This is a genomic window from uncultured Desulfobulbus sp. (assembly GCF_963662935.2).
Taxonomy (GTDB): domain Bacteria; phylum Desulfobacterota; class Desulfobulbia; order Desulfobulbales; family Desulfobulbaceae; genus Desulfobulbus.
Genome location: NZ_CAXXTL010000002.1, coordinates 1,291,253 through 1,311,717, shown reverse-complemented (window position 1 = coordinate 1,311,717; position 20,465 = coordinate 1,291,253). Strand labels below are relative to the sequence as shown.

Annotated in this window: 14 protein-coding genes and 1 tRNA gene; 7 read left to right on the top strand and 8 right to left on the bottom strand. The window is 53.9% G+C overall.

The features are described from left to right. Positions 1–37: 37 nt before the first annotated feature. Complete coding sequence (locus tag ACHZCX_RS10090) at positions 38–496, bottom strand: putative molybdenum carrier protein (protein ID WP_319587111.1); 459 nt, start codon at positions 494–496, stop codon at positions 38–40. 638 nt (positions 497–1,134) lie between these two features. Between ACHZCX_RS10090 and ACHZCX_RS10085 the strand changes: the two genes are divergently transcribed. Continuing rightward, positions 1,135–1,701: a DUF882 domain-containing protein gene (locus ACHZCX_RS10085; RefSeq protein WP_319587110.1), complete on the top strand. Its 567-nt coding sequence runs from the start codon at positions 1,135–1,137 to the stop codon at positions 1,699–1,701. A gap of 132 nt (positions 1,702–1,833) precedes the next feature. Here the strand turns inward: ACHZCX_RS10085 and ACHZCX_RS10080 are convergent, their stop codons facing one another. Then, positions 1,834–2,553, bottom strand: coding sequence for a ComF family protein (locus ACHZCX_RS10080; RefSeq protein ID WP_319587109.1), 720 nt, complete (start codon positions 2,551–2,553; stop codon positions 1,834–1,836). 21 nt (positions 2,554–2,574) lie between these two features. Further along, positions 2,575–3,876: an isocitrate dehydrogenase (NADP(+)) gene (gene icd, locus ACHZCX_RS10075; protein WP_394708824.1), complete on the bottom strand. Its 1,302-nt coding sequence runs from the start codon at positions 3,874–3,876 to the stop codon at positions 2,575–2,577. 185 nt (positions 3,877–4,061) lie between these two features. Between icd and ACHZCX_RS10070 the strand changes: the two genes are divergently transcribed. The 4 genes from ACHZCX_RS10070 (at position 4,062) to ACHZCX_RS10055 (ending at position 12,017) form a co-directional block, all read left to right on the top strand. Further along, on the top strand, positions 4,062–4,796 hold the full coding sequence (locus ACHZCX_RS10070; RefSeq protein WP_319587107.1) for a lysophospholipid acyltransferase family protein: 735 nt from the start codon (positions 4,062–4,064) through the stop codon (positions 4,794–4,796). A gap of 256 nt (positions 4,797–5,052) precedes the next feature. Beyond that, positions 5,053–7,743 carry an outer membrane protein assembly factor BamA gene (bamA, locus tag ACHZCX_RS10065; protein WP_319587106.1) on the top strand — a complete coding sequence of 897 codons (2,691 nt, stop codon included), beginning with the start codon at positions 5,053–5,055 and terminating at the stop codon, positions 7,741–7,743. Positions 7,744–7,777: 34 nt separating this feature from the next. Further along, on the top strand, positions 7,778–11,308 hold the full coding sequence (gene mfd, locus ACHZCX_RS10060) for a transcription-repair coupling factor (RefSeq protein WP_319587105.1): 3,531 nt from the start codon (positions 7,778–7,780) through the stop codon (positions 11,306–11,308). Between the two features lie 4 nt (positions 11,309–11,312). Beyond that, positions 11,313–12,017 carry an HAD family hydrolase gene (locus ACHZCX_RS10055; RefSeq protein WP_319587104.1) on the top strand — a complete coding sequence of 235 codons (705 nt, stop codon included), beginning with the start codon at positions 11,313–11,315 and terminating at the stop codon, positions 12,015–12,017. Positions 12,018–12,103: 86 nt separating this feature from the next. Here the strand turns inward: ACHZCX_RS10055 and ACHZCX_RS10050 are convergent, their stop codons facing one another. From ACHZCX_RS10050 to ACHZCX_RS10030, 5 genes are all read right to left on the bottom strand, one after another. Then, positions 12,104–12,928, bottom strand: coding sequence for a hypothetical protein (locus ACHZCX_RS10050; RefSeq protein ID WP_319587103.1), 825 nt, complete (start codon positions 12,926–12,928; stop codon positions 12,104–12,106). Between the two features lie 222 nt (positions 12,929–13,150). Beyond that, positions 13,151–14,830 (bottom strand): HD domain-containing phosphohydrolase, encoded by a 1,680-nt coding sequence (locus ACHZCX_RS10045; RefSeq protein ID WP_319587102.1) that lies wholly within the window; start codon positions 14,828–14,830, stop codon positions 13,151–13,153. 11 nt (positions 14,831–14,841) lie between these two features. Further along, entirely contained in the window at positions 14,842–16,557 is a 1,716-nt protein-coding gene (locus ACHZCX_RS10040; protein WP_319587101.1) for an HD domain-containing phosphohydrolase, read from the bottom strand. A gap of 7 nt (positions 16,558–16,564) precedes the next feature. Next, a complete protein-coding gene (locus tag ACHZCX_RS10035; protein WP_319587100.1) occupies positions 16,565–18,091 on the bottom strand; it encodes a cyclic nucleotide-binding domain-containing protein in 1,527 nt (508 codons plus the stop codon). 579 nt (positions 18,092–18,670) lie between these two features. Further along, positions 18,671–18,768 (bottom strand) — tRNA-Sec (locus ACHZCX_RS10030). Between the two features lie 113 nt (positions 18,769–18,881). Between ACHZCX_RS10030 and ACHZCX_RS10025 the strand changes: the two genes are divergently transcribed. Together ACHZCX_RS10025 and ACHZCX_RS10020 are read left to right on the top strand one after the other, a co-directional pair. Continuing rightward, positions 18,882–19,235 carry a hypothetical protein gene (locus ACHZCX_RS10025; protein ID WP_319587099.1) on the top strand — a complete coding sequence of 118 codons (354 nt, stop codon included), beginning with the start codon at positions 18,882–18,884 and terminating at the stop codon, positions 19,233–19,235. A 46-nt stretch (positions 19,236–19,281) separates the two neighbouring features. Then, positions 19,282–20,220 carry a helical backbone metal receptor gene (locus tag ACHZCX_RS10020; protein ID WP_319587098.1) on the top strand — a complete coding sequence of 313 codons (939 nt, stop codon included), beginning with the start codon at positions 19,282–19,284 and terminating at the stop codon, positions 20,218–20,220. Positions 20,221–20,465: the final 245 nt, after the last annotated feature.

The following is a 20,465-nucleotide window of genomic DNA, read 5'->3' as shown; positions in this document are numbered from 1 at the left end:
TTCTTTGGTCTCCCCCAAATGGAGTTCATGAGAACGGTCACTCTGGCCAGTGAATCCCGGTTAACAGGGAGTAGACGGCTTGGTAGATCCGCGGTTCGTTGCTAGCCCTAGGACCGGCAACATTCACAACCGCGATCCGGCAGTCTCTTAACCACTTTTCCACAAGCGCTGCTGCCTGTTTCCTCTCAATCAATTCAAAGTCGACATGAAGAAAAAGGCGATCGTGGCGGATGGCCAGGGCTTCGGTTAAGGCTGACCCTCCGGTCAGCGGGCCGAAGGAAAAGATCAAGGTTCCGTCGGCGGCAAGGATGTTTTTTTCGGTCCGGTCCCTATAGCGGGAGGAACCCGATTCCCGAAGGTCGTACCGTAGCGGCAAGGGACCTTGTTCGGTTTTCCTCCCCTTGGGCAGCCAACCGCCATGGGGAATGTCGAGGGCTATGGCCGCATCGAGCGCCGCCTGATCGGCGCCTGTCTGGCCACCGGAAATTATCCTCATCCTGAAAATACTCCTCGGGTCTCGTCAACTCGCTCTAGTCGGGTACAGATCGCGACGATTTTAGCCGCGCATCCGTCGCGGGCAATTACCAAGTTCACTCTGGCCTGTCGATTGTTCTTTGGTTCCAGCCCAGCATAAACCCCTTGCCAGACACTGTCAGCGATGCGTCGGTCAGGTATTGCTCTGTGAGCATGTTCTGCTCAATCAATGCCATTTCCAGCTGCCTTCCATGCTTCGGGTAGGCTCTCATTCAAAACGATTCCAGAAGGCCTTGGCCGAGTCGCGAGGTCTATGTGCATAACCAATTCTCCTGGATTGATCTTGGAAAGATAGGATTATGCCTTTATTAAAAATACAAAAAAGACACCCGCCTGGCAATGTGCAGCCCAGAGTATGTGCGGCTAGTGACAAAAAACTGCCTCTGAAAGAATCGGCTTTTAGTTGATGCTAGAAAATATCGATCGTAACGTGTTGAAATTTCATTGTCTTGTTGGAGGTGGTTGCTTTTTTCTCCTTCAAATTCTTGACAAGAGCAAGTCTTTCCTTTTTAATGGGCCCTGATTTTGCCTGAAACCACTCAGCGCGGATGTTCGTCAGTTTGGATGACAAACTTGATAACCCCTTGAATAGAGAGGAAAATGGTTACAGAAAAAAATTCCCAACCCAATTTGTCCCGTCGTTCTTTTCTTTTAAAATCAACCCAGCTCGTTCTCGGCTTGGGCGTTGTTTCCGTCCCGACCATCAGTTGTGCAAAGGCTTTGGAAAAACGCTCGCTTTCTTTTTTTCATACCCGTTCCCAGCAGGAACTGACTCTCACCTATGCCTCGGGGAATGCATACGACCGCAAAGCCTTGATGCAGGTCAACCAATTTCTCCGCGATTACCAGACCGGACAGGTTCATGTTATTGACCCGAAGCTTCTGGATATCCTCTGGGCTATCCAGGGAGAAATGGGGAGCAAAGGGGTGTACGAGGTGATTTCCGGTTATCGCTCCCCCAAAACCAATAAAGGATTGAGACGAAGCAGTGGCGGAGTCGCAAGCCATAGCCTGCATATGAAAGGGCAGGCTGTCGATATCCAGTTTTCCGGCGCTAACATCGATCAGATACACCAATGCGCCATGGCGATGCAAAGCGGTGGCGTGGGGTATTATCCCAGGGCTGGTTTTATTCACCTGGATTCCGGTCAGTTTCGAACCTGGTAGGGCTTTTTCCAAGGTTCGAAACGAACTCAATCGGTACGTAGCGCCGTTCATTGCGAGACGTGTTCTTCTTCGATCTCTTTTGTCGAGAAGAGCAGGTGCTGAAGTCCCTCCTGCGCTGCTCGCGCTCTTGGGCTAGCGGGTAAGGCTTCTCGCCAGGGTGAAGACCTCAATGCGTTTTGCTCCAGCTCTGCGCAGCATCCTGCTGCATTCGTTGACCGTACTGCCGGTAGTATAGACATCATCAACCAAAAGAATCCTTGCGTCCGCGACCTTTTCTGGATCGACCAGGGAAAAAACATTGTTCAAATTCCTTCGCCGTTCCTTGCCGCTCAACAGTGATTGAGGTGTGGCCGTGCGGTGGCGTCGTAATAATCCCGTTTCTATTTTTTCTTTCCAGTTCGGCAAACAGCCCCGGGCGATAACCAGGGCCTGGTTGAATCCCCTTTCCCGTAATCTGCTTGGATGCAAGGGGACGGGGAGGATGATCTCGGGTTCAACAAAACCATCCAACAGCTTTTCATCCGTGAGCAGTTCTTTAAAGGTGGTGATGCCAGCCAGGTTGCCGTTGAATTTGAGCGAGCGGATCAGGTCGGAGGCTGGAGGTCGATAATAGAGGAGGGCCCGCGCCATGTCAAAGGCATGGTTCCCGGTGAGACAGTCGCCGCAGAGGTGATCGGCCCCGCTGACAAAGGGGATACCGCAACAGAGGCAGCGGGGAGAGCGGATAAAGGCAAGGTTGGCGCCGCAGTCGTAACAGAAAAGCGGCGGCCGGGAAGAAGCCAGCCGCTGCTGGCAACCCAGGCAATGGGGAGGGAACAGCAGATCTTTTATGGCCTCGAAAAGGGAGGGCATCCGCTGTAGTCTGCGCTAATACTACATATTATTGATTATGGCGTTACCAAAAGCAGAGCAGGAAAGCTCGGTGGCTCCTTCCATCAACCGAGCCAGGTCATAGGTGACCGTCTTTTGGGAAATGGTTGTCTCCATCGCAGTTTTGATCAAATCGGCTGCTTCTTGCCAGCCGATATATTCAAGCAGCATCACCCCGGAGAGAAGGATCGAGCCGGGATTGACTTTGTCCAAGCCGGCATATTTCGGAGCTGTGCCATGGGTGGCCTCGAACAAGGCGACCCCGTCACCGATGTTGGCCCCAGGGGCGATGCCCAGTCCGCCTACTTGGGCTGCCAGGGCATCGGACATGTAATCGCCGTTGAGATTAGGCATGGCCAGGACCGAATACTCACTGGGGCGCAGGAGAATCTGCTGGAACATGGCATCGGCAATCCGGTCCTTGATGACGATTTTTCCTTCCGGCGCTGTGCCGTTGTATTGGTCCCAAAGGGCCGCTTCAGTAATGATGGTGTCGCCGAATTCTTCCGCTGCCAACTCATATCCCCAGTTGCGAAAGGCCCCTTCGGTGAATTTCATAATGTTGCCTTTGTGGACCAGAGTCACTGAATCGCGGCCATGATCTATGGCAAATTGAATCGCCTTGCGCACCAGGCGCTTGGTGCCGAATTCCGAGATCGGCTTGATACCGATACCTGAATTGTCGCGAATCAGCGCACCCATTTCGTTCCGAAGGAATTCGATCACCCGGTCGGCCTTTTCCGTGCCCGCCTGCCATTCGATGCCGGCATATACATCTTCGGTGTTTTCCCGAAAGATGACCATGTCAACCTGCCCCGGATCCTTGACCGGAGAAACAACCCCCTGATAATAACGGACGGGCCGGACACAGGCATAGAGGTCGAGCACCTGCCGCAGGGCCACGTTCAAGCTGCGCATGCCCTCGCCGACCGGTGTGGTTAAGGGGCCTTTAATGCTGACCACATATTTTTTCAGGGCATCGATGGTTTCCTGCGGGAGCCATTCACCGGTCTGCTGAAAGGCCTTTTCTCCGGCCAGGATCTCCAGCCATTCGATGGTACGCGTGCCCTTGTAACTTTTTGCCACTGCGGCATCCAAAACCTTTCGGGCGGCTGCCCAGATGTCGGGCCCGGTTCCGTCCCCTTCAATAAAGGGAATAATGGGGTTGGCCGGAACATTCAGTGAGCCGTCAGCTTTGATGGTAATCATGTCTGCAGTCACAATAGACTCCTTATGGGGTGACAAATCTCTATAGAGGCGCATGAAGCCGCTCAATGGATGAGCAGGAGATAGGCGAAGGAATATATTCGATCAAACGTCTCCCGTCAATCCTGGTACGCTGGCCGCACCATTTCACGAACAGAGCCGTACTCCTGCTATAATTTCTTGCTCTTCTTCAGGGTGCCTGCTAAGTACCTTGCCACGATTTTCATTTTTCGGGCCGCTTTTGGCGCAATGACCGGATTCCTTTAAACCTATTGGCAGCAGGCATGTCACCGCAACATATCATTCGAGGCAGTTGTACCCTCATTTTGGCGCCGTTTTTGACCATAATTGTTTCTGTTCTTACCCTGGTCGATTTGCTGTGGGTACGAAAATCAGAGGTGAAGGTCCAGGTCTTCCCTCGTTATTGGGGGAGAATATTGTGCTGGCTTGCCGGCGTCCGGGTGAGGGTGGAGGGCGCTGAGGACCTTGATCCCGGGCAAACCTACATTTTTGCAGGGAATCATTGCAGTCAATACGATATCTTTTCGTTTCAAGGGTATTTCCCTCATGATTTTCGCTGGATTGCCAAAAAAGAACTTTTCCGGATACCGGTTTTTGGGAGGGCCATGCATCGGGCTGGCTATATCCCCATTGATCGAACTCATGGCCGTCAAGCCTTAAAAAGCCTCGATGAAGCCGCCAAACGGATAGCAGCAGGCAACTCGGTTCTTATTTTTCCGGAGGGGACCCGCAGCGCCGATGGAACGCTCCAGGAGTTCAAAACCGGAGCGGTTTTGCTAGCCATTAAAGCCGGTGTGCCTATCGTTCCTTTGGGATTCAACGGTTCCTATCAGGTCTTGCCGAAAGGCACCTTTCTTCCGCGCAGCGGCGAAATAATTATCCGTGTCGGCCCGCCGATTTCCATGGGCCAATTCAAGGCCGGCGACAAGCAGGGGCTGGCGATGGAACTGCACGGTGCGGTGGAGTGTTTGCTTGATGAAGGCTCTGTACAGCGGTGACGCGGAAAGAGTGGTTATGTCTCACCGTTTCGGAAGAAAGGGGGAAATTGGCGATTTTGCATGCTCGCATATCGTAATCGCCACAACATGAGATGACAGAATTTCTTGCAAAATCAAGGAAACATGTCATAATGCTCGCGATTTGCGAGGAGATCAACCGGTAGCCTGAAAACCGCCGCTTATTCCCTCTTTTGACCAGTAGCTGCGTGCAAGCGCATGGCTGGTCAAAGGAACAGACTCAAATAGGAACCTTCCCATGCCGTCGACATCACGAACTCGTCGTACCCCTCTGGCCCTTGCGCTTTTGTCCTGTGCGTTGCTGTTTGGCGTTCTTGCCCTTCCGGGTGTTTCCATGGCGCTGGAACAAAAGACGCTTTTCTTACCGTTCAAGATTAATGCTCCTGACGCCGCTGCTGTCACGGGGCAAGCCGACAAGGCCTTGGAACGGGAAGCAATGGCCAAGGGGATGAAGATGATGCCGCGCAGTCAGGCGGAAAAACTCGTCAATTATAATGGTGCTTGGCCGCCGTCAACTGCAACGCTCGGCAAAGCCGTTGAATCCGTTGGTGCCGATTATGTGGTTATCGGTAGCCTCAATAAATTGGGAAACCGGATCAGCGTCGATTGTGCCATTATAGACGTACTGGCCCCCAAAGCACCTTATTCCGCCTTTCGGGAAGCCGATTCTATCGAGGGATTGGGCAAGGTGACCGGTGAGATCGTCAGTGCCATGCTTGCCTATACCAACCGGAGCGGCACAGTTGCCTCCATCGCTCCGGTTGGCAACGCGCGGATCGATGCCGGTGCCATTCTCCAAAAAATATCGACCAAGCCCGGCGATCTCTACGATCCTACCACCTTGCGTCAGGACCTTAAGGCTGTTTTTGCCATGGGGTATTTTGACAACGTCGAGATCGAGGCCAAGGATACCGAGGCGGGCAAGAACATCATTTTTAGGGTGGAGGAGAAACCGCTCGTTGGCAGTGTTGTCATTACCGGAGCCTCCGAGATCAAAGAAGAGGATGTTCGTGACGCTGCCAGCATAACCCCCAACACTATCCTTAACCCCACCAAAGTCAACGAAGCTGTGCAAAAGGTCAAAGACCTGTACAAATCCAAAGGGTATTATAACACCGAAGTCGCTGCGAAAATAAGTGCCCCCGCCAACGCTAACGCTGAGGTTCGCTTCGAGATCAAGGAAGGCCGGAAGATTACCATTGAAAAAATCGGATTTACTGGCAACAAGAGTTTTTCTGAAGGCGAACTTGAGGATGCGATTCAAACCAGTACGCACAAGTGGTGGCTTTCCTGGTTGACCGATGCCGGTGTATTGAAAATGGACGTCCTGAAGCAGGATGCCGAGCGGGTGGCCTCCTTCTATCAGAATCATGGTTTTCTTGAGGCCAAGGTTGGTGAACCCATTGTTGATCAGAAAGAGGACGAACTGTTTGTCACCTTTCCCATTGATGAAGGTTCTCGCTATAAGGTCGGGACCATCGACATCGAGGGTGATCTGATCAAAGGGAAGGAAGAGTTGCTGGCCGTCCTTAAAATTCGCGATGAGGAGTATCTCAACCGTCAGGTCCTACGGGATGACGTCACTCGGCTCACCGATCTCTATTCCGAGCAGGGTTACGCCTTTGCCGAAGTTAATCCCAAGGTCAACAAGTCGGGTGAGAAGGTCGATATCATGTTGCGCGTCGACAAGGGCGCCATGGCCTACATTAATCGTGTGGAAATCCAGGGGAACACCCGCACCCGCGACAACGTTATCCGGCGTGATCTCAAGGTCGAGGAGGGGGGCCGTTTTGACTCCAAGGCTGTTCGGACCTCCACCCAGAAACTCAACCGTCTCGGCTTTTTTGAAGAGGTGACGGTGACGCCGAAACCGACCATGACTGAAAATCAAATGGATGTGGTGGTCGACGTCAAGGAAAAATCCACCGGATCCTTCCAGATTGGCGCCGGCTATTCGTCGTCTGAGAATGTCCTGTTCATGGGTGAAATCTCCGAGGACAATATCTTCGGTACCGGCAACAAGCTGTCCTTGGCCGCAAGTACCAGCAGCAAGAGTACCCGTTACAACTTGAAGTTCACCAACCCGCGGCTCTATGATTCCCAGGTCTCCGGCAGCATCGACCTGTTCAACTGGGAGCGCGAGTATGACGATTTCACCAAGGATTCCACCGGCGCTACCGCCCGGTTGGGACACCCGCTGTTCGAGGAGTGGCGCATCTTTTACGGCTACACCATTTCCAATACCGATTTGACCGATATCGATTATGCCAATGTATCCTCGGCGATCCTCCAGTCTAAGGATATCAACCTGCTCAGTATGCCCGAGGTTGGCTTTGTCCGTGATACTCGGGACAAGAGTTTCTCCCCGACCAAAGGCTCGCGCAATAGCATCAACCTTGCCTATGCGGGCGGGCCGTTCGGCGGTGACGCCGAGTTCACTAAGGTGGAGGCCGCCTCATCCTGGTATTTCCCGATGTTCTGGAGCACGGTTTTCCATGTCAAGGGCGCTGCCGGCCAGGCCTTTGAGAATGAGGACGGGAAGCTGCCAGTGTATGAAAAATTCTTTCTCGGCGGCATGAATTCGATTCGCGGCTTTGAGTCTGCCTCCATCAGTCCGATAGATCCTCTGACCGGTGATAAGATCGGCGGCGACAAGATGTGGTATGGGACGGTCTCCATCATCTTCCCCCTCGTCAAGAGTATGGGTATGGACGGTGAGATCTTCCATGATTTCGGTAATGTCTATGGCGGCGGTATGCCTGGCGAAGATGATAGCTGGGATTTCAGCGATTACAAGAAAACAGCCGGTCTCGGCATCTCGTGGGCATCTCCGCTCGGTCCGATCAGATTGGCCTGGGGTTTCAATCTGGATAAGCAGGATGGCGAAGATAGCTCCAACTGGGATTTCAGCATGGGCGGAACCTTCTGATCCTCCCCGCTTTCCTTTGACCTGACCGCTTTCCATGCAGTCGATCCTTCCGCGGCTGCGTCAAAACAGTTCGCCCCCCGATATTTTCGGCCTCCACGGCGCATCCACCGCCCTGCTGCTCAGCAGGGCGGTGGAAACACACCAGCGAACCTTCTGTTGTCTACTGCCCGCCGACGAACAGCTCGAAATTCTTGCCCAGGATATCGCCTTTTTCTCCAAGGTTCCGGTGTTCATCCACCCGAGCTATGAAATCCCGCCTTACACGCCACTCTCGCCAGATCCGGCCACGGTCTGCACCCGGTTGGCCACCCTGTTTCAACTACAGGAAGCCCGTGAGCCCTGCATAGTCCTCACCTCAGCCGAGGCGGTTCTCCGGCGAGTTCTTCCAGCCAAGGCTCTTAGCGATCACTGTGAACTGATCATTTCCGGCGAGGAGACGGATCGGGACGCACTGATCACCTCTCTGCTCGCTGCCGGTTACCAGATGTGCGATATGGTCCGACAAGAAGGCGATTTATCCCTCCGGGGCGGCATTATCGATGTCTATCCGCCCAGTCTCGATGCCATCAAGGCCGGCCCACTTCGCCTCGATTTTTTTGGTGACACCCTGGAGTCAATCAGGCTCTTTGACCCCATCTCGCAGCGATCCCGGCAAGAGATCAGTGAAGCTGTGCTGGTGCCAGCATCGGATCTGGTGTTTCCCAAGAGCGGCCAGCGTGGAGCCCTGCAGGACGCCGTCGATAGAGCGGCTGGACAGCAGAATTGGTCGTCAGATGAGCATCGCGCCATCCGCGAGCGGTTCGTCACTGGGCAGCGATTCCCTGGCATGGAATTCATGCTGCCGTTGTTGTATGGGGGCCGAGAGGGGGTGCAGACCCTTTTCGACTATTTGCCAACCGAGAGCTCTTTGATTATTCATGATCCCCTGGCGGTCAAACAGCGAATGCGACTGGTGCGTGACCGCATCCAGGCAAATTACCTCGAGGCTTTAGAACGGCATGTGGCTGTTCTTCCCCCGGATGACCTCTTCCTCACCGAAGCGGAATGGGAGACGGCTTGTGGCTCCCGGCTGGCGGCGCGCTTTGCTACCCTGCCGGATCCGGATCATTCCGGTCCGACTCTGACCCTGCCGTCGAGCGATCACAGTCTGCTCGCCCAAGAAATCGAATTGCAACGCAAAAAGCGCGGATTGCTGGCACCCCTGGCTGATCGCATTCACCTGTGGCAGCAGGAGAACGAGCGGATAGTCCTTGCCTGCCGCTCGGCCCGGCAAGCCGAACATCTGCGGGAGATGCTCGGCAACTATCAGCTGCGGACTACCTTGCTTCCCCCGCCCTTTGAACCTGCTGCCCTGCAGGACCCAGGTCTGATCTATTGTTTTGAGCAACCCCTGTCCAAGGGCTTTGATCTCCTCTCGGAACACCTGCACGTTCTTTCCGCTTCCGAACTGTTTGGTGACAAGCGGCTCCATGGCGGGCGGCGGGGAAAACGAGCCGGCGAGCAGGGTGAGTCTGTCCAGATTGATCAATTGAGCCAAGGGGATATCGTCGTCCACCGGGATCACGGTGTCGGTGTCTTTCAAGGGCTGGTCAATATGGAATTTTCCGGGCAACGGGGGGATTTTATGTTGATCGCCTTTCGAGACGACGACAAACTCTACGTGCCGGTGGACCGGCTCCATTGGGTCAGCCGGTATCAGGGGCTCACCGATCAGGAGCCAAAACTCGACAGCCTCGGTTCCCAACGGTGGCAGACAGCCAAGAAAAAGGTCACCGAGGCGGTGTGGAAGATTGCTCAAGAGCTGTTGGACATCTATGCCCAACGGGCCATGCGCCAGGGCCACCGCTTTTCGCCCCCCGGCGATCTCTACCGGCAGCTTGAAGAATCCTTTCCCTACGATGAAACCAGCGGGCAGGCCAAGGCCATTGATGATGTGATTGACGATCTCACCCACGATCAGCCCATGGATCGCCTTATCTGCGGCGATGTCGGCTACGGCAAAACGGAGGTGGCGGCCCGGGCCGCCTTCAAGGTGATCGAGGACGGACGTCAGGTGGCGATCCTGGTGCCGACCACTGTGCTGGCCGAGCAGCATGCCGCCACCTTCAGGGAGCGTTTCGCCTCCTTCCCGGTGGAGATAGCCTGCCTCAACCGTTTCCGGACCAGCAAGCAACAGAAAGAGATTGTCGCCAACCTGGCGGCCGGCAAGATCGACCTGGTGGTTGGAACCCATCGGCTTCTCTCCAAGGACATCCAGTTCAGTAAACTGGGCCTGCTGGTCGTCGACGAGGAACATCGATTCGGCGTCACCCACAAGGAGAAGATCAAGAAAATCAAGGCAACGGTCGATGTACTCACCCTCACTGCCACCCCGATTCCCCGGACCCTGCAGATGTCGCTGCTAGGCATCCGCGATCTCTCGGTCATTTCGACACCGCCTCAGCAGCGGCGCTCGGTGAAAACCTTCCTGGCCCGGAATGATCAGCTGGTCATTCGTGAGGCGGTGGCGCGGGAGATGGAACGCGGCGGGCAGCTTTTTTTCGTCCACAACCGGGTGCAGTCGATTCATCGCATGGCCGATACCATTGCCGCCCTCGCTCCCCAGGCCCGAATTGGTGTGGCCCATGGGCAGATGCCGGGGCCGCAACTTGAAGACATCATGGTGCGCTTCATCAACCATGAGATTGATGTCCTGGTGTGCACCACGATCATTGAATCCGGATTGGATATTTCCAATGCCAACACCATAATTATCAACCGCGCCGATCATCTCGGGCTGGCTGACATCTACCAACTGCGGGGCCGGGTCGGCCGCTCCTCCCGGCAAGCCTATGCTTACCTGCTGGTCGCCTCTTTAGATCATCTGACAACGGATGCACAGCAGCGTCTGCGGGCCCTGATGGATTGCTCTGAGCTGGGTGGCGGATTTAAGCTGGCCATGAACGATCTGCAGATCCGCGGAGGCGGCAACCTTCTCGGGGTGTCCCAATCCGGCCATATTGCCGCGGTTGGTTACGATCTCTATCTGGAGTTACTGCAATCAACGGTTGCTGATTTGAAACGCAAGGCTCTGGCAGGCGGCGACGTCACGGTCGCGGCGGCGGACATCGATCCCGAGATAAAGCTGAAGGTTGCGGCCTTTCTCCCGGACAGTTATATTCAAGACACCAGTCAGCGTTATCATGCCTACCGCCGTCTTTCGATTGCCGGCAACAACGGCACCGAGGCAGAATTGACCGATCTGGAAGAGGAGTTGACCGATCGCTATGGCCCCTTGCCCTCAGAAGCACGGACACTGCTGACGATCATCGCACTTAAGCAGGAGTTGCGTGCTCTGGGCATCAGTAAACTGGAGCAGGGGCCTGATTCTCTTGTTTTTTCGTTTATTCCGAATCCGCCGGTCGATCCGCAGCGCCTCCTCGGCCTGATACAACAGAAGCCTGACCGGAAAAAACCGGGCAAAGCCATTCGCCTCACCCCAGACCAGCGGCTGATTGTGCCTTTCTCCCTCCAGGAAAATCTTTTTGTCCGCATTCAGTCAGTACTGCAAACATTGAAGGGATAACCCCATGAACACTCCGCCCCCTTGTGAGAAGATTTTCCCCCTGCTCCCCTGGAATGCCATCGACACCGTTCTTTTGGATATGGATGGAACCATTTTGGATAAACATTTCGACGACTATTTTTGGGAGCAGTATCTTCCAGAGCATTACAGCTTGGTGCACGACATCCCGGTCGAGGAAGCCAAAGAGCACTTATTGACCAGGTATCATAAGGTGAAAGATACTCTGGACTGGGCCGATCTCAATTTTTGGTCACGTGAGCTGGGGATCGATTTACAGGAGCTGAAGCTCCGGATCAATCACCTGATCGGCGTGCATCCGTATGTGATCGAATTTTTGGAATATTGCCTCAAGGCCGGGAAAAAGCTGTATCTGATTACCAATGCCCATTCCAGCACCCTGTCGATCAAGCTGGAAAAAACCGCCCTTGGTCCCTGGTTCGATCGCGTCGTCTGTGCCGAGGAGGTTGGATTGGCCAAGGAGGAGTCGGGATTCTGGGAACGACTGCAGCAGATGTTGCATTTTGATAAAACCCGAACCCTGCTGGTGGATGATACCGAAAAGGTGCTTTTTGTCGCCCAGGAGTACGGTCTGGCTCATCTGCTCTTCGTCGCCCGACCCAGCAGTCGCCAGCGGGTGCAGTATTCCTGTCACTTTCCCTCGATCGAATACTTCAAAGAGCTGCTTCCACATGAGGTGGTCAAGAAATAAAAAAAAAGCCAACCCGTTGGGCGACGGGGATGGCTTGATTCAACCGGTTGTTCCGATGAGGAACAGCCGGGATGGTCTGCTCAGGGTCAGGCTTTTTTCTTGGCCTTGCCGCTGCCGGTGTTCTTTTTCTTTAACTCCTCCATCTCCTTTTGCAAACTCTCGATGGATGCGGTCAGCGGTGCGGGATCAAAGCCCTTGTCGTCACCGCCCTGCTCCAGTTTTTCCAGACGGGCCGGGATCTCGCCCATCATTTTTTCCGGGGTAATGGCCTGCAGTTGCTGAACGGTGTTGTTGATCTTGCCTTCGAGGGTGGCCACGTTTTCTTGAACAGTTCCGAGAATTTTTCCGGAAGCGGTGATTTCAGCGGCTAGAACTTCCAGTTGCCCGGCTACGGCAAAATCTGCACTCTTCTCTTCCAGCGTCTCGATTTTGCTGTTGAGGGCGGAGAATTGAGCACTCAGCGCCTGCTGGTTATCGGTCACCTTTTTGACCTCACCGGCGATGAGGGTGTGCAGATCCTCTTTGAGTTGCCCTTCGGCAGCAGCTGCCTGCACGGGTGGGGCGCATCGGGTCTCCTTGCACTGGAAGGCACCAAAACGGGAGCAAACCGGTTGGCAAAGAGCGGCAACCGAGCCCTTGACCGCTTCATACATGGAAGCAGCTGTCTCTTTGTTGACCAAGGAGACGGCAAAGAGGAAAACGCCAATGAGAAAGGCTATGCAGACTGCCATGCCGATAGCCATGGCAATAAGCCACTGCACAAAACGAAACGCGCCGATGATGATCAGGCCCACGGAGTTAAGGACACTCCCCTCGGGCGACGCACTGGTCAAGTAGGCCAGTAGAACAAAAACCAAAAGTACAGCCGCTGATTTGATAAGCGGAGCACGCATCATATTCGCTTTCATCATTTACTCCTCCGTAGGAAAATCGCTGTCCAGTCTCAGATAATCAGATGTACGCACCAGAAGGAAACCTCTCGCTCGGGATGCGCGGATTGGCTAATTCTTCATGGTTTTAGTGTATTTGCTTTCGAACGGCAAGGGAAATGTTGCCGGATGGCCCTCGGGAAACGTTCAGCATAAAAGATCTGGCACGAGGCCGAATTCTTTCAATTTTAACCAAGCAGAAGGTCAGGCCGGTTCGGCCAGTTCATGCCGAATCCGGTCGAAAATTTCTTGGCTGACGACAAAGGCATCGACAATGACTGGATCGAATTGGTGGCCCGCGCTTCTGACGATCACACCCATTGCTTGAGGGTGCGGTAGTCTCTTTTCCGGATCGATGGCGGCGGTCAACTCCTCATACGCATCAGCCAGGGCCATGATTCGAGCTTCCAAAGGGATCTCGTTTTCTCGCAGTCCGTAAGGATATCCTTGGCCGTCCCACCGTTCATGATGAAAGTAGGCGATATTCTTGGCCAGAGATAAGAAGCCGCTGCCTTTGGCTTCCTTTTCCATGGCCTTGATCACATCGCCGCCGCTCAGGGTATGGTTGCGGAGTGCTTCTTCTTCCCGTTCCGAGAGCGGGCCGGTTTTGCTGAGGATTTCGTCGGCGATGGCAACCCTGCCGATGTCATGGAGAATGGCGCCCTGATAGAGATTCTGGATGTAACCCGGAGTGATTGTTTCTGCAAACTGGCAGCGGCGGGCCAGTTCGACCGCCAAAGCCTTGCAATATTCGCGGATGCGCTCCAGGTGATGGCCGGGAGTGATGTCACGATATTCTGATAATTTGGCGAGCGCCAGAATCGCAGCGTTTTCGGTTTGCTTTATGATACTTAATGAAGTGAGCAATTGTTTTTCCAGGTGTTTACGCACGCTGATGTCGCGAATGACCAGTTGGACGCCAAGGATTCTATCGCCGCGCCGGAGCAGGGCGCCGCTGATTTCCGATTCCCTGGGCAGACCCTGGGCAGAGACGAGGGTGAGGTGCAGGTGGGCAAGGGGTGTGCCATTGCCGATGATTTCAGCCAGTGCTGCACGCATTTTCTCAAGATCCCTAGGGCTGACCACTTGGAGGAACGAGTTCTCTATCTGGGTTTTACCCTTTGAAAAATGGCGCTGATAAGAACTGTTGGCCTGAAGCACCTGACCGTGCTCCGTGATGAGAACGACATCGTCGGCAATAGCCTCATACAAGGCCTGGTAGTGTTGTTCCGTGGCTTTCTGTTCTCCAGCCCGTCTTTTGACTTCATTTTCCAGCGTACCGGCTTGGTGGGCTAGAGCCTCTGCGGCCTCATTCTCCGCGGCCCGTAGCAGGCACTCCTGCCCTCGGGCGACCGTGTCCGCCCAACTCTGAGTGGCGGCAATGAGGACGAAACAGACCATGAAGAAGAGATGACTGAAGAGATTGATCAATTGATAAGGAGTGAGTGTTTCCACGAAAAAAATGGAGATCAAGTAAAGGAAAATAAGGGCAAAACCGCTGATCAGGGTTTGGACAACGGTGAGTGGCGCCAGGACCGTATAGACAGTCATGGCAACAATCAGGCCGACATAATACGGCGAAACAATACCTCCCTGGCGGTACAAGGTCAGGAGGATGACGATGCCGAAACAAAGGTACCCCGCAAAGCCGATGATCCAGGTCCAGCGATGCGATCGGTCATAATAATTGACAAGGAGCAACAGAAAGCCGATGCCGACCGAAAAGAGTCGGCATCGGAGAAATTCCTGGAAATATTGAGGAACAAAGAGGGCGTCAAGAAGGGCGAACAGGAGCATCACAACAATGCCGGCTAGGAGGATAAAATATACCCGCTGGTGATGCAGTTGCCGGGATTCCTTGTTGAATTGTTCAATATGATCCATGGCGGGCTCTCTTAGGCCCCATGCGGGTGAGCATGCAAGAGCAGGTCTCTCCTCGCAGATATGAAATCTTGTTCCCTTCTGAGAAAGGCGTTGACGATCGCGGGATCGAATCGGTGTCCGCTGTCCGCCACGATGAGCATTCGTGCTTGTTCATGAGTATAGGCAGGCTTATAGGTCCTGCTTGAAGTCAGGGCGTCGTAGACATCGGCAAGGGTCACAATCCGTGCCGAGAGGGGGATGTCTTTTCCGGAGAGACCTTTGGGGTAGCCGGCACCATCCCAACGTTCGTGATGATAGAGCGCAATTTCTTGGCCCATACGAAGAAAGTTGAGACTGTCCGAATCGTTCTCCGCCGACGAAAGCGCGCTGCTGCCAAAAAGACAATGCCGCTTCATGGCCTCGAATTCCTGAGTGGACAGCCGGTCGGGTTTGAGGAGAATAGCGTCCGGAATGCCGACCTTGCCAATATCGTGGAGCACCGAGGAAAGGCACAGATCCTCGATAAATTGGCCGGTGACACTCTGCTTGAGTTCCGGGTTGTCTGCCAGTTCCGTGGCGAGGATTCGGGTGTATTCTCGGATTCTGAGAAGATGGGCGCCGGTGTTGTCATCACGGCATTCGGCCAATCGCGCCAGTCCGAAGATTGCGGCCTGGCGGGAAGTGTCGAGCAACTGGTCTGATTCAATGACTTGTCGCTCCACTTCCTTGGTCAAGGAGATGTCGCGGATGATCAGCTGGTAATGCGCTTCATGACCCGGTAGTTCGACCCGGTTGCCGCTCACCTCCACTTCGATGTTTCTTCCACTCCCGGTCTGCATCTGCAACTGCACGCCCTTGACTTCCTCATTCCGGCTGAGGCGAGGGATAATCTCATTAATAAGAATATCGCGGCCCCCCAAAGGGAGGAACTCCATAAGCAAGGCATCTTGCAGTTGTTCCGGGCTCCGTTCAAGGAGGAGGGCGCCGTGGTGATTGATCATGCAAATGGCCCCCTCGGCATCGATTAACACAACGATATCCTGGATGGTGTTGTAGAGGTCGTGGAATTTGAGATCTGATTCCTCCAGCATTGCCATCCTCTTTTTGACCAGAATCTCAAGGTCTCCTGTGTACTGTTTGAGCTCCCCATGGAGTGTTTGCAACCCTCTTTGGGCCCGGAGAGATTTGAGCAGCGTTTGGATTTCATCGAAACATTGAATCGTTGTGACGATGATGATGGTGAAAAAGAAAAAGCTGTTATTGACCAGGGAAATAAACGCCTGTTCATCAAGAGGGCGGGTAGAGAAATAGACGGTCAGGAAGTAGGTCAGATACATGGCGCAGCCAAGAAATAAGGCCTCGAGAACGTTGAGGGGCAAGACCGAAAAGCCGCCTGCGATCATCAGGAGAATGCCGACATAATACCCCGAAACAAAACCGCCCTGTTTGATGGTCATCAAGGAGATGCTCAGTGTTCCGAGTAGCATGGCGGCAAACATAAGGGTGCGGGTATGGCGCTTCACTGCCGGATATCTGAGCAGGAAAAGAAGGCAGGCGAGGACAACGACGAAACTCAGGCGGTACTTGAAAAAGAGGCCGAAAAAGGGGCGGCAGTAAAAATAATCGAGCAGGGAAAAGAGGGAAAAAAACACAACGCCCAGCCAGAGGCAGATGTCCGTCCTTTGACAGAAAAGGGCGTGTATTTCGTCGGCAAAATCTGTCGATCCTGTGCCTGAGGCCCTGCTCATGGCTGTTTTACTGCTTGGTGGCCACGGCAAAGAGATTGACCTGCGCCTGTTCGGAGATGATTGTGACCTGCTCCCCAAAGGGAGTGGGCGCGAAAAGCTCCTTCATTTCTTCTTCAGTCCGGTAAATGAGTTCCCATTTCAGCAACTTATCAAGAAAAAGGGAGTCGGGATAAAAGGTGAAGTTGCCCAGCAGCAGGGTGCCGCCCGGTTTAAGATGGCGATGACACTGGGTGATCAGGGCCCGGAACAGGCGCGGGTCGAGATAATCGCAGAGACCGGCTGAGTAGATGATGTCGAGCGGTTCGATATGATGGGTTGCCCGGCCAAGCGCCCATTTGATGACGTTTTCACTCATCAGCCGGATCGAGGCGCGGTGCGGGAAAATATTAACGTACTGGTTGGTGTACTGGAGTGCCTCGGAGTCGATGTCGACACAAAGGGCTTCGATGCTTTCACTGTATTCGCAAGCGCCGAGGAAATCGAAGAGTTCCCGGTTGGGACCACAGGCAAGGTTCATGATCCGGGTGATGCCGCCGCGAGCGGCAATGGCGCCGCTGAGTTGCATCAATTGGTTCCGTAAAAGAATACGTCTGCCGCGGATGGCTAGGGAACCAGGGCGCTGCAGGCAGAATGCGTCGATGATCTCGCCGAGTTTGCCCTCACCTTTGGGTACGTCGGCGTAAATATGCTCCATCATGAGGAAATCGCCGGCATAGCCCTTGGGCTTGAAGTAGGCTCGCTCGGCAAAGCGGCTGCGCATGAAATAGGGGAAAATTTCCTTGAAGACATAACCCCACATGACTTCCTCGTAGCCGCTGCCGGCCATGGTCTGTTCGAAGTCGGCTAACGAGCCGTTGAGTTGTTCAAGGACGTGATGGCAGCGTGCTTCACTCTCCTGATCCTGTTTGCCTTCTGCCTCGGTTTTTTGTAATCGGTGGGAGAGGTTGAACAACTCCGATTTCAACCCCTCCATGCGGTCGCTAATCTGGTGCCATTGCGATGAGCGAACCAGGGGGGCGGGCAAGGGTTTCGCCTCGGTATATCTGCTGGCGTGCCGGGTGGACAGGGATTCGGCATAGCCAGCGATCGGCTCGCGTTCCCCGGCAATCCGGCGGAATTTCCCGCAGATTTTCTGGGTGAGGAAAACAAGAAAATCCATGCAGAGATCAGGTTGCTGCACCCTTAAAGCGGCCATCACCGCAGCGTCAAAAACGGCGACCTGGGCTGCCTCTGCGGCCTGGATGTCCCGTACTCGTGATTCACCATCGAAAAAGCCAATTTCTCCAAAAAATTCTCCGGTACCGATCAATGCGACCGTGATCCTGGTATCGGCCCGGTCGGTGTAACTGACCTCCACCGCCCCGCTGATCAGAAAATAGAAGGCATTGGTGGCCGTGCCGGGGGCAAGGATGGGTTCTCCGGCATGAAAAGAGCGGACAGTGGCAAAGGTCAGAACTGTCTCCAGGAGGGGCGCAGGAGATGAGAGTGGCGTGACGCTTGGTTGTGGAGTCGATACAGAGTCAAAGGTTGCCATGGTTCTCCTTGAGCAGACGTTGAGAAGCTGTGAATACAGTGGCCGGATGAATGGTAGTCAACATTCTGTCGGAGAATGCTTCAACCCCATCCCAACAACAATCGAGAGAGCCTATGGCTGCAGCAGATTGTGCTACCCGGCATGATGGTCAAGGGCGATATCAGTTGCTGTCTATAGGGATATTTTTACGGGGCCGTTGCCCGATATCCGTTCAACTTTTGATCATTGTTAATGCGTGGTGCGGTGCACGCATCATTTTGTTGATTACAGCTGCATAGTTTCTATCTTGCCTTAAATCCTTCCGGCAGATCAAGGGGAGAGGTCGTTTCTGCGCAAAGTTTTCTTGCACTTGGATCCGATTTTTACGGTTCTTGTCGTTTTTAAGTAAAAAAAACAATGGATTGTTTGGTTAGGCAAGGGTGGGAGGAAGCGCGGAATTGTGTTCAAGCAAGGCGTGGCAGCTTTTTTCATCGTGCCGCGATTTTTTTTGTTGACACAAACCTGGGAAAAGAAGATTGACAGCGAGAAAAGATTCGGGCTAAAATAGCCCGACAAGAAGTGCTGATGACACTGAAAAAATGGCGGAAGTGCATGGGAATCGAACCCACCTGCCGGGCTATTCACCCGACACACCGGATTTGAAGTCCGGGAGAGCCACCAGTGCCCTTTCCACTTCCGATCAGAAATAAAATCTACTATTTATCACTTGGAAAAACAACTTTTTCTTCTCCTCTTCTCATCACGCGAACCGGGCTGACCGTCCGAGCAAGCAAAGCAACTCGATTTCTCAATGGAATGTGAACAACTGATACGTCTAATTAAGGACTGGTACCTTCGGGTCAAGCAGGAAACCATGGCACCGGCCCGCATGATGCAATTTGTCGATCAACATGTCAAAGGGTGTCCTGCCTGCCAGTCCGATCTCCTTCTTCCCGATGAAGTTGAAAAAATTCGGGAGTTTGTGCTGCCGGAATCGAAAATCCCCAAAGCCACTCGTCCGTCGGATGACAGTTCTACTCCCGAGATTTCGCCCGAGGAAGGGGACGAATTTGAAGAGAAGGAAGAGTATGTCGATGACAGCGAGGACGATCTGGATGGCGAACTCGAAGAAGAAGATGATTTAAGCGACGACGATATCATCTGATTCCCCTGATTTCCCCCTTGCCTCGCTCACCCGATACCGCAATGGTATGAAGCGGATCAGATCACCCGGCACGGAAAACCTGGGCATAATGAGCATCTGGTTCGGCTCCGTTTTTCTGCTACTGGCAGTCGGTTTCATTCCGGTTCGCACAAATGCGGTGGAGCCTACGGACAACCCGGTATCCTCCTACGATCGCATCGTCTCCCTGGGCCCCTTGATCACCGAAAATCTTTTTCTTCTGGGCGCGGGCGACAGCCTGGTCGGCAATACTCTCTATTGCCAGCGGCCGGAAGCGGCTCGCCACAAGGCGAAAGTCGGCTCGGTTCAGGAACTGAGTATCGAGAAGATTGTCAGCCTGCAGCCGCAACTCATTCTGGCCAACAACCTAACCCCGCCCCAGCAGGTCGAAAAATTGCGGCAACTCGGTTTCCGGGTGGAAACTTTTGGCCAACCTGCTTCCTTTGAAGATATCTGCGAACATTTTTTCCGCTTAGGAAGGATGTTGGGTTTGGAAAAACGGGCAGAGGTTATTGTCGGTCGCGCCCGAACACAGGTCGAGGCGGTTCGTCGGGCTGTGGCCCCGTTACCACGCCGCAAGGTGTTCCTTCAGGTCGGTGCCCATCCGCTGTTTTCTTCGGTGAGAAAATCTTTCACAAATGATTTTATTGAGTTGGGTGGTGGTGTCAATATTGCCGGTGATCAGCTCTCAGGCATCATGAAAACCGAACAGGTCATCGCCCTGAATCCGGCCCTGATCGTCATCGCAGTGATGGGATCAGAGAACGGCATCGGCGCCGAAGAGAAGAAGCACTGGTTGAGCTTTGCCACCATCGAGGCAACCCGCAACAATCAGGTGCATGTGATGGATCCGGATCTGGTCTGCAGCCCTTCGCCTCCCTCTTTTGCCAATACGTTAGTGACCATTGCCCGCTTTATCCATCCGGAAGCGAAAATCAGCGCTATCGGGCCGACGCTGCAACAATAGAGCCGCCCCGTCTCTTGCCTGCCACACCGGCTGTTTCTCTTCCCGCCCGAAAAACGTTCCATGGGTCTCTTGGGCGCAACATCAGGAAAATACTCTCTTTGTTCGCTGACTTGAAAACGGATGTGTTGTAAGTGAAGGTACCCTGGTGCCACCGATCACAAGGGAGAAATAATCCAGTGCCTCGACCGTTTAGGGGGGCAACGCGGTGGCGGCACTGGCTGGAAGGGGAGTCCTGAATGGTGAGT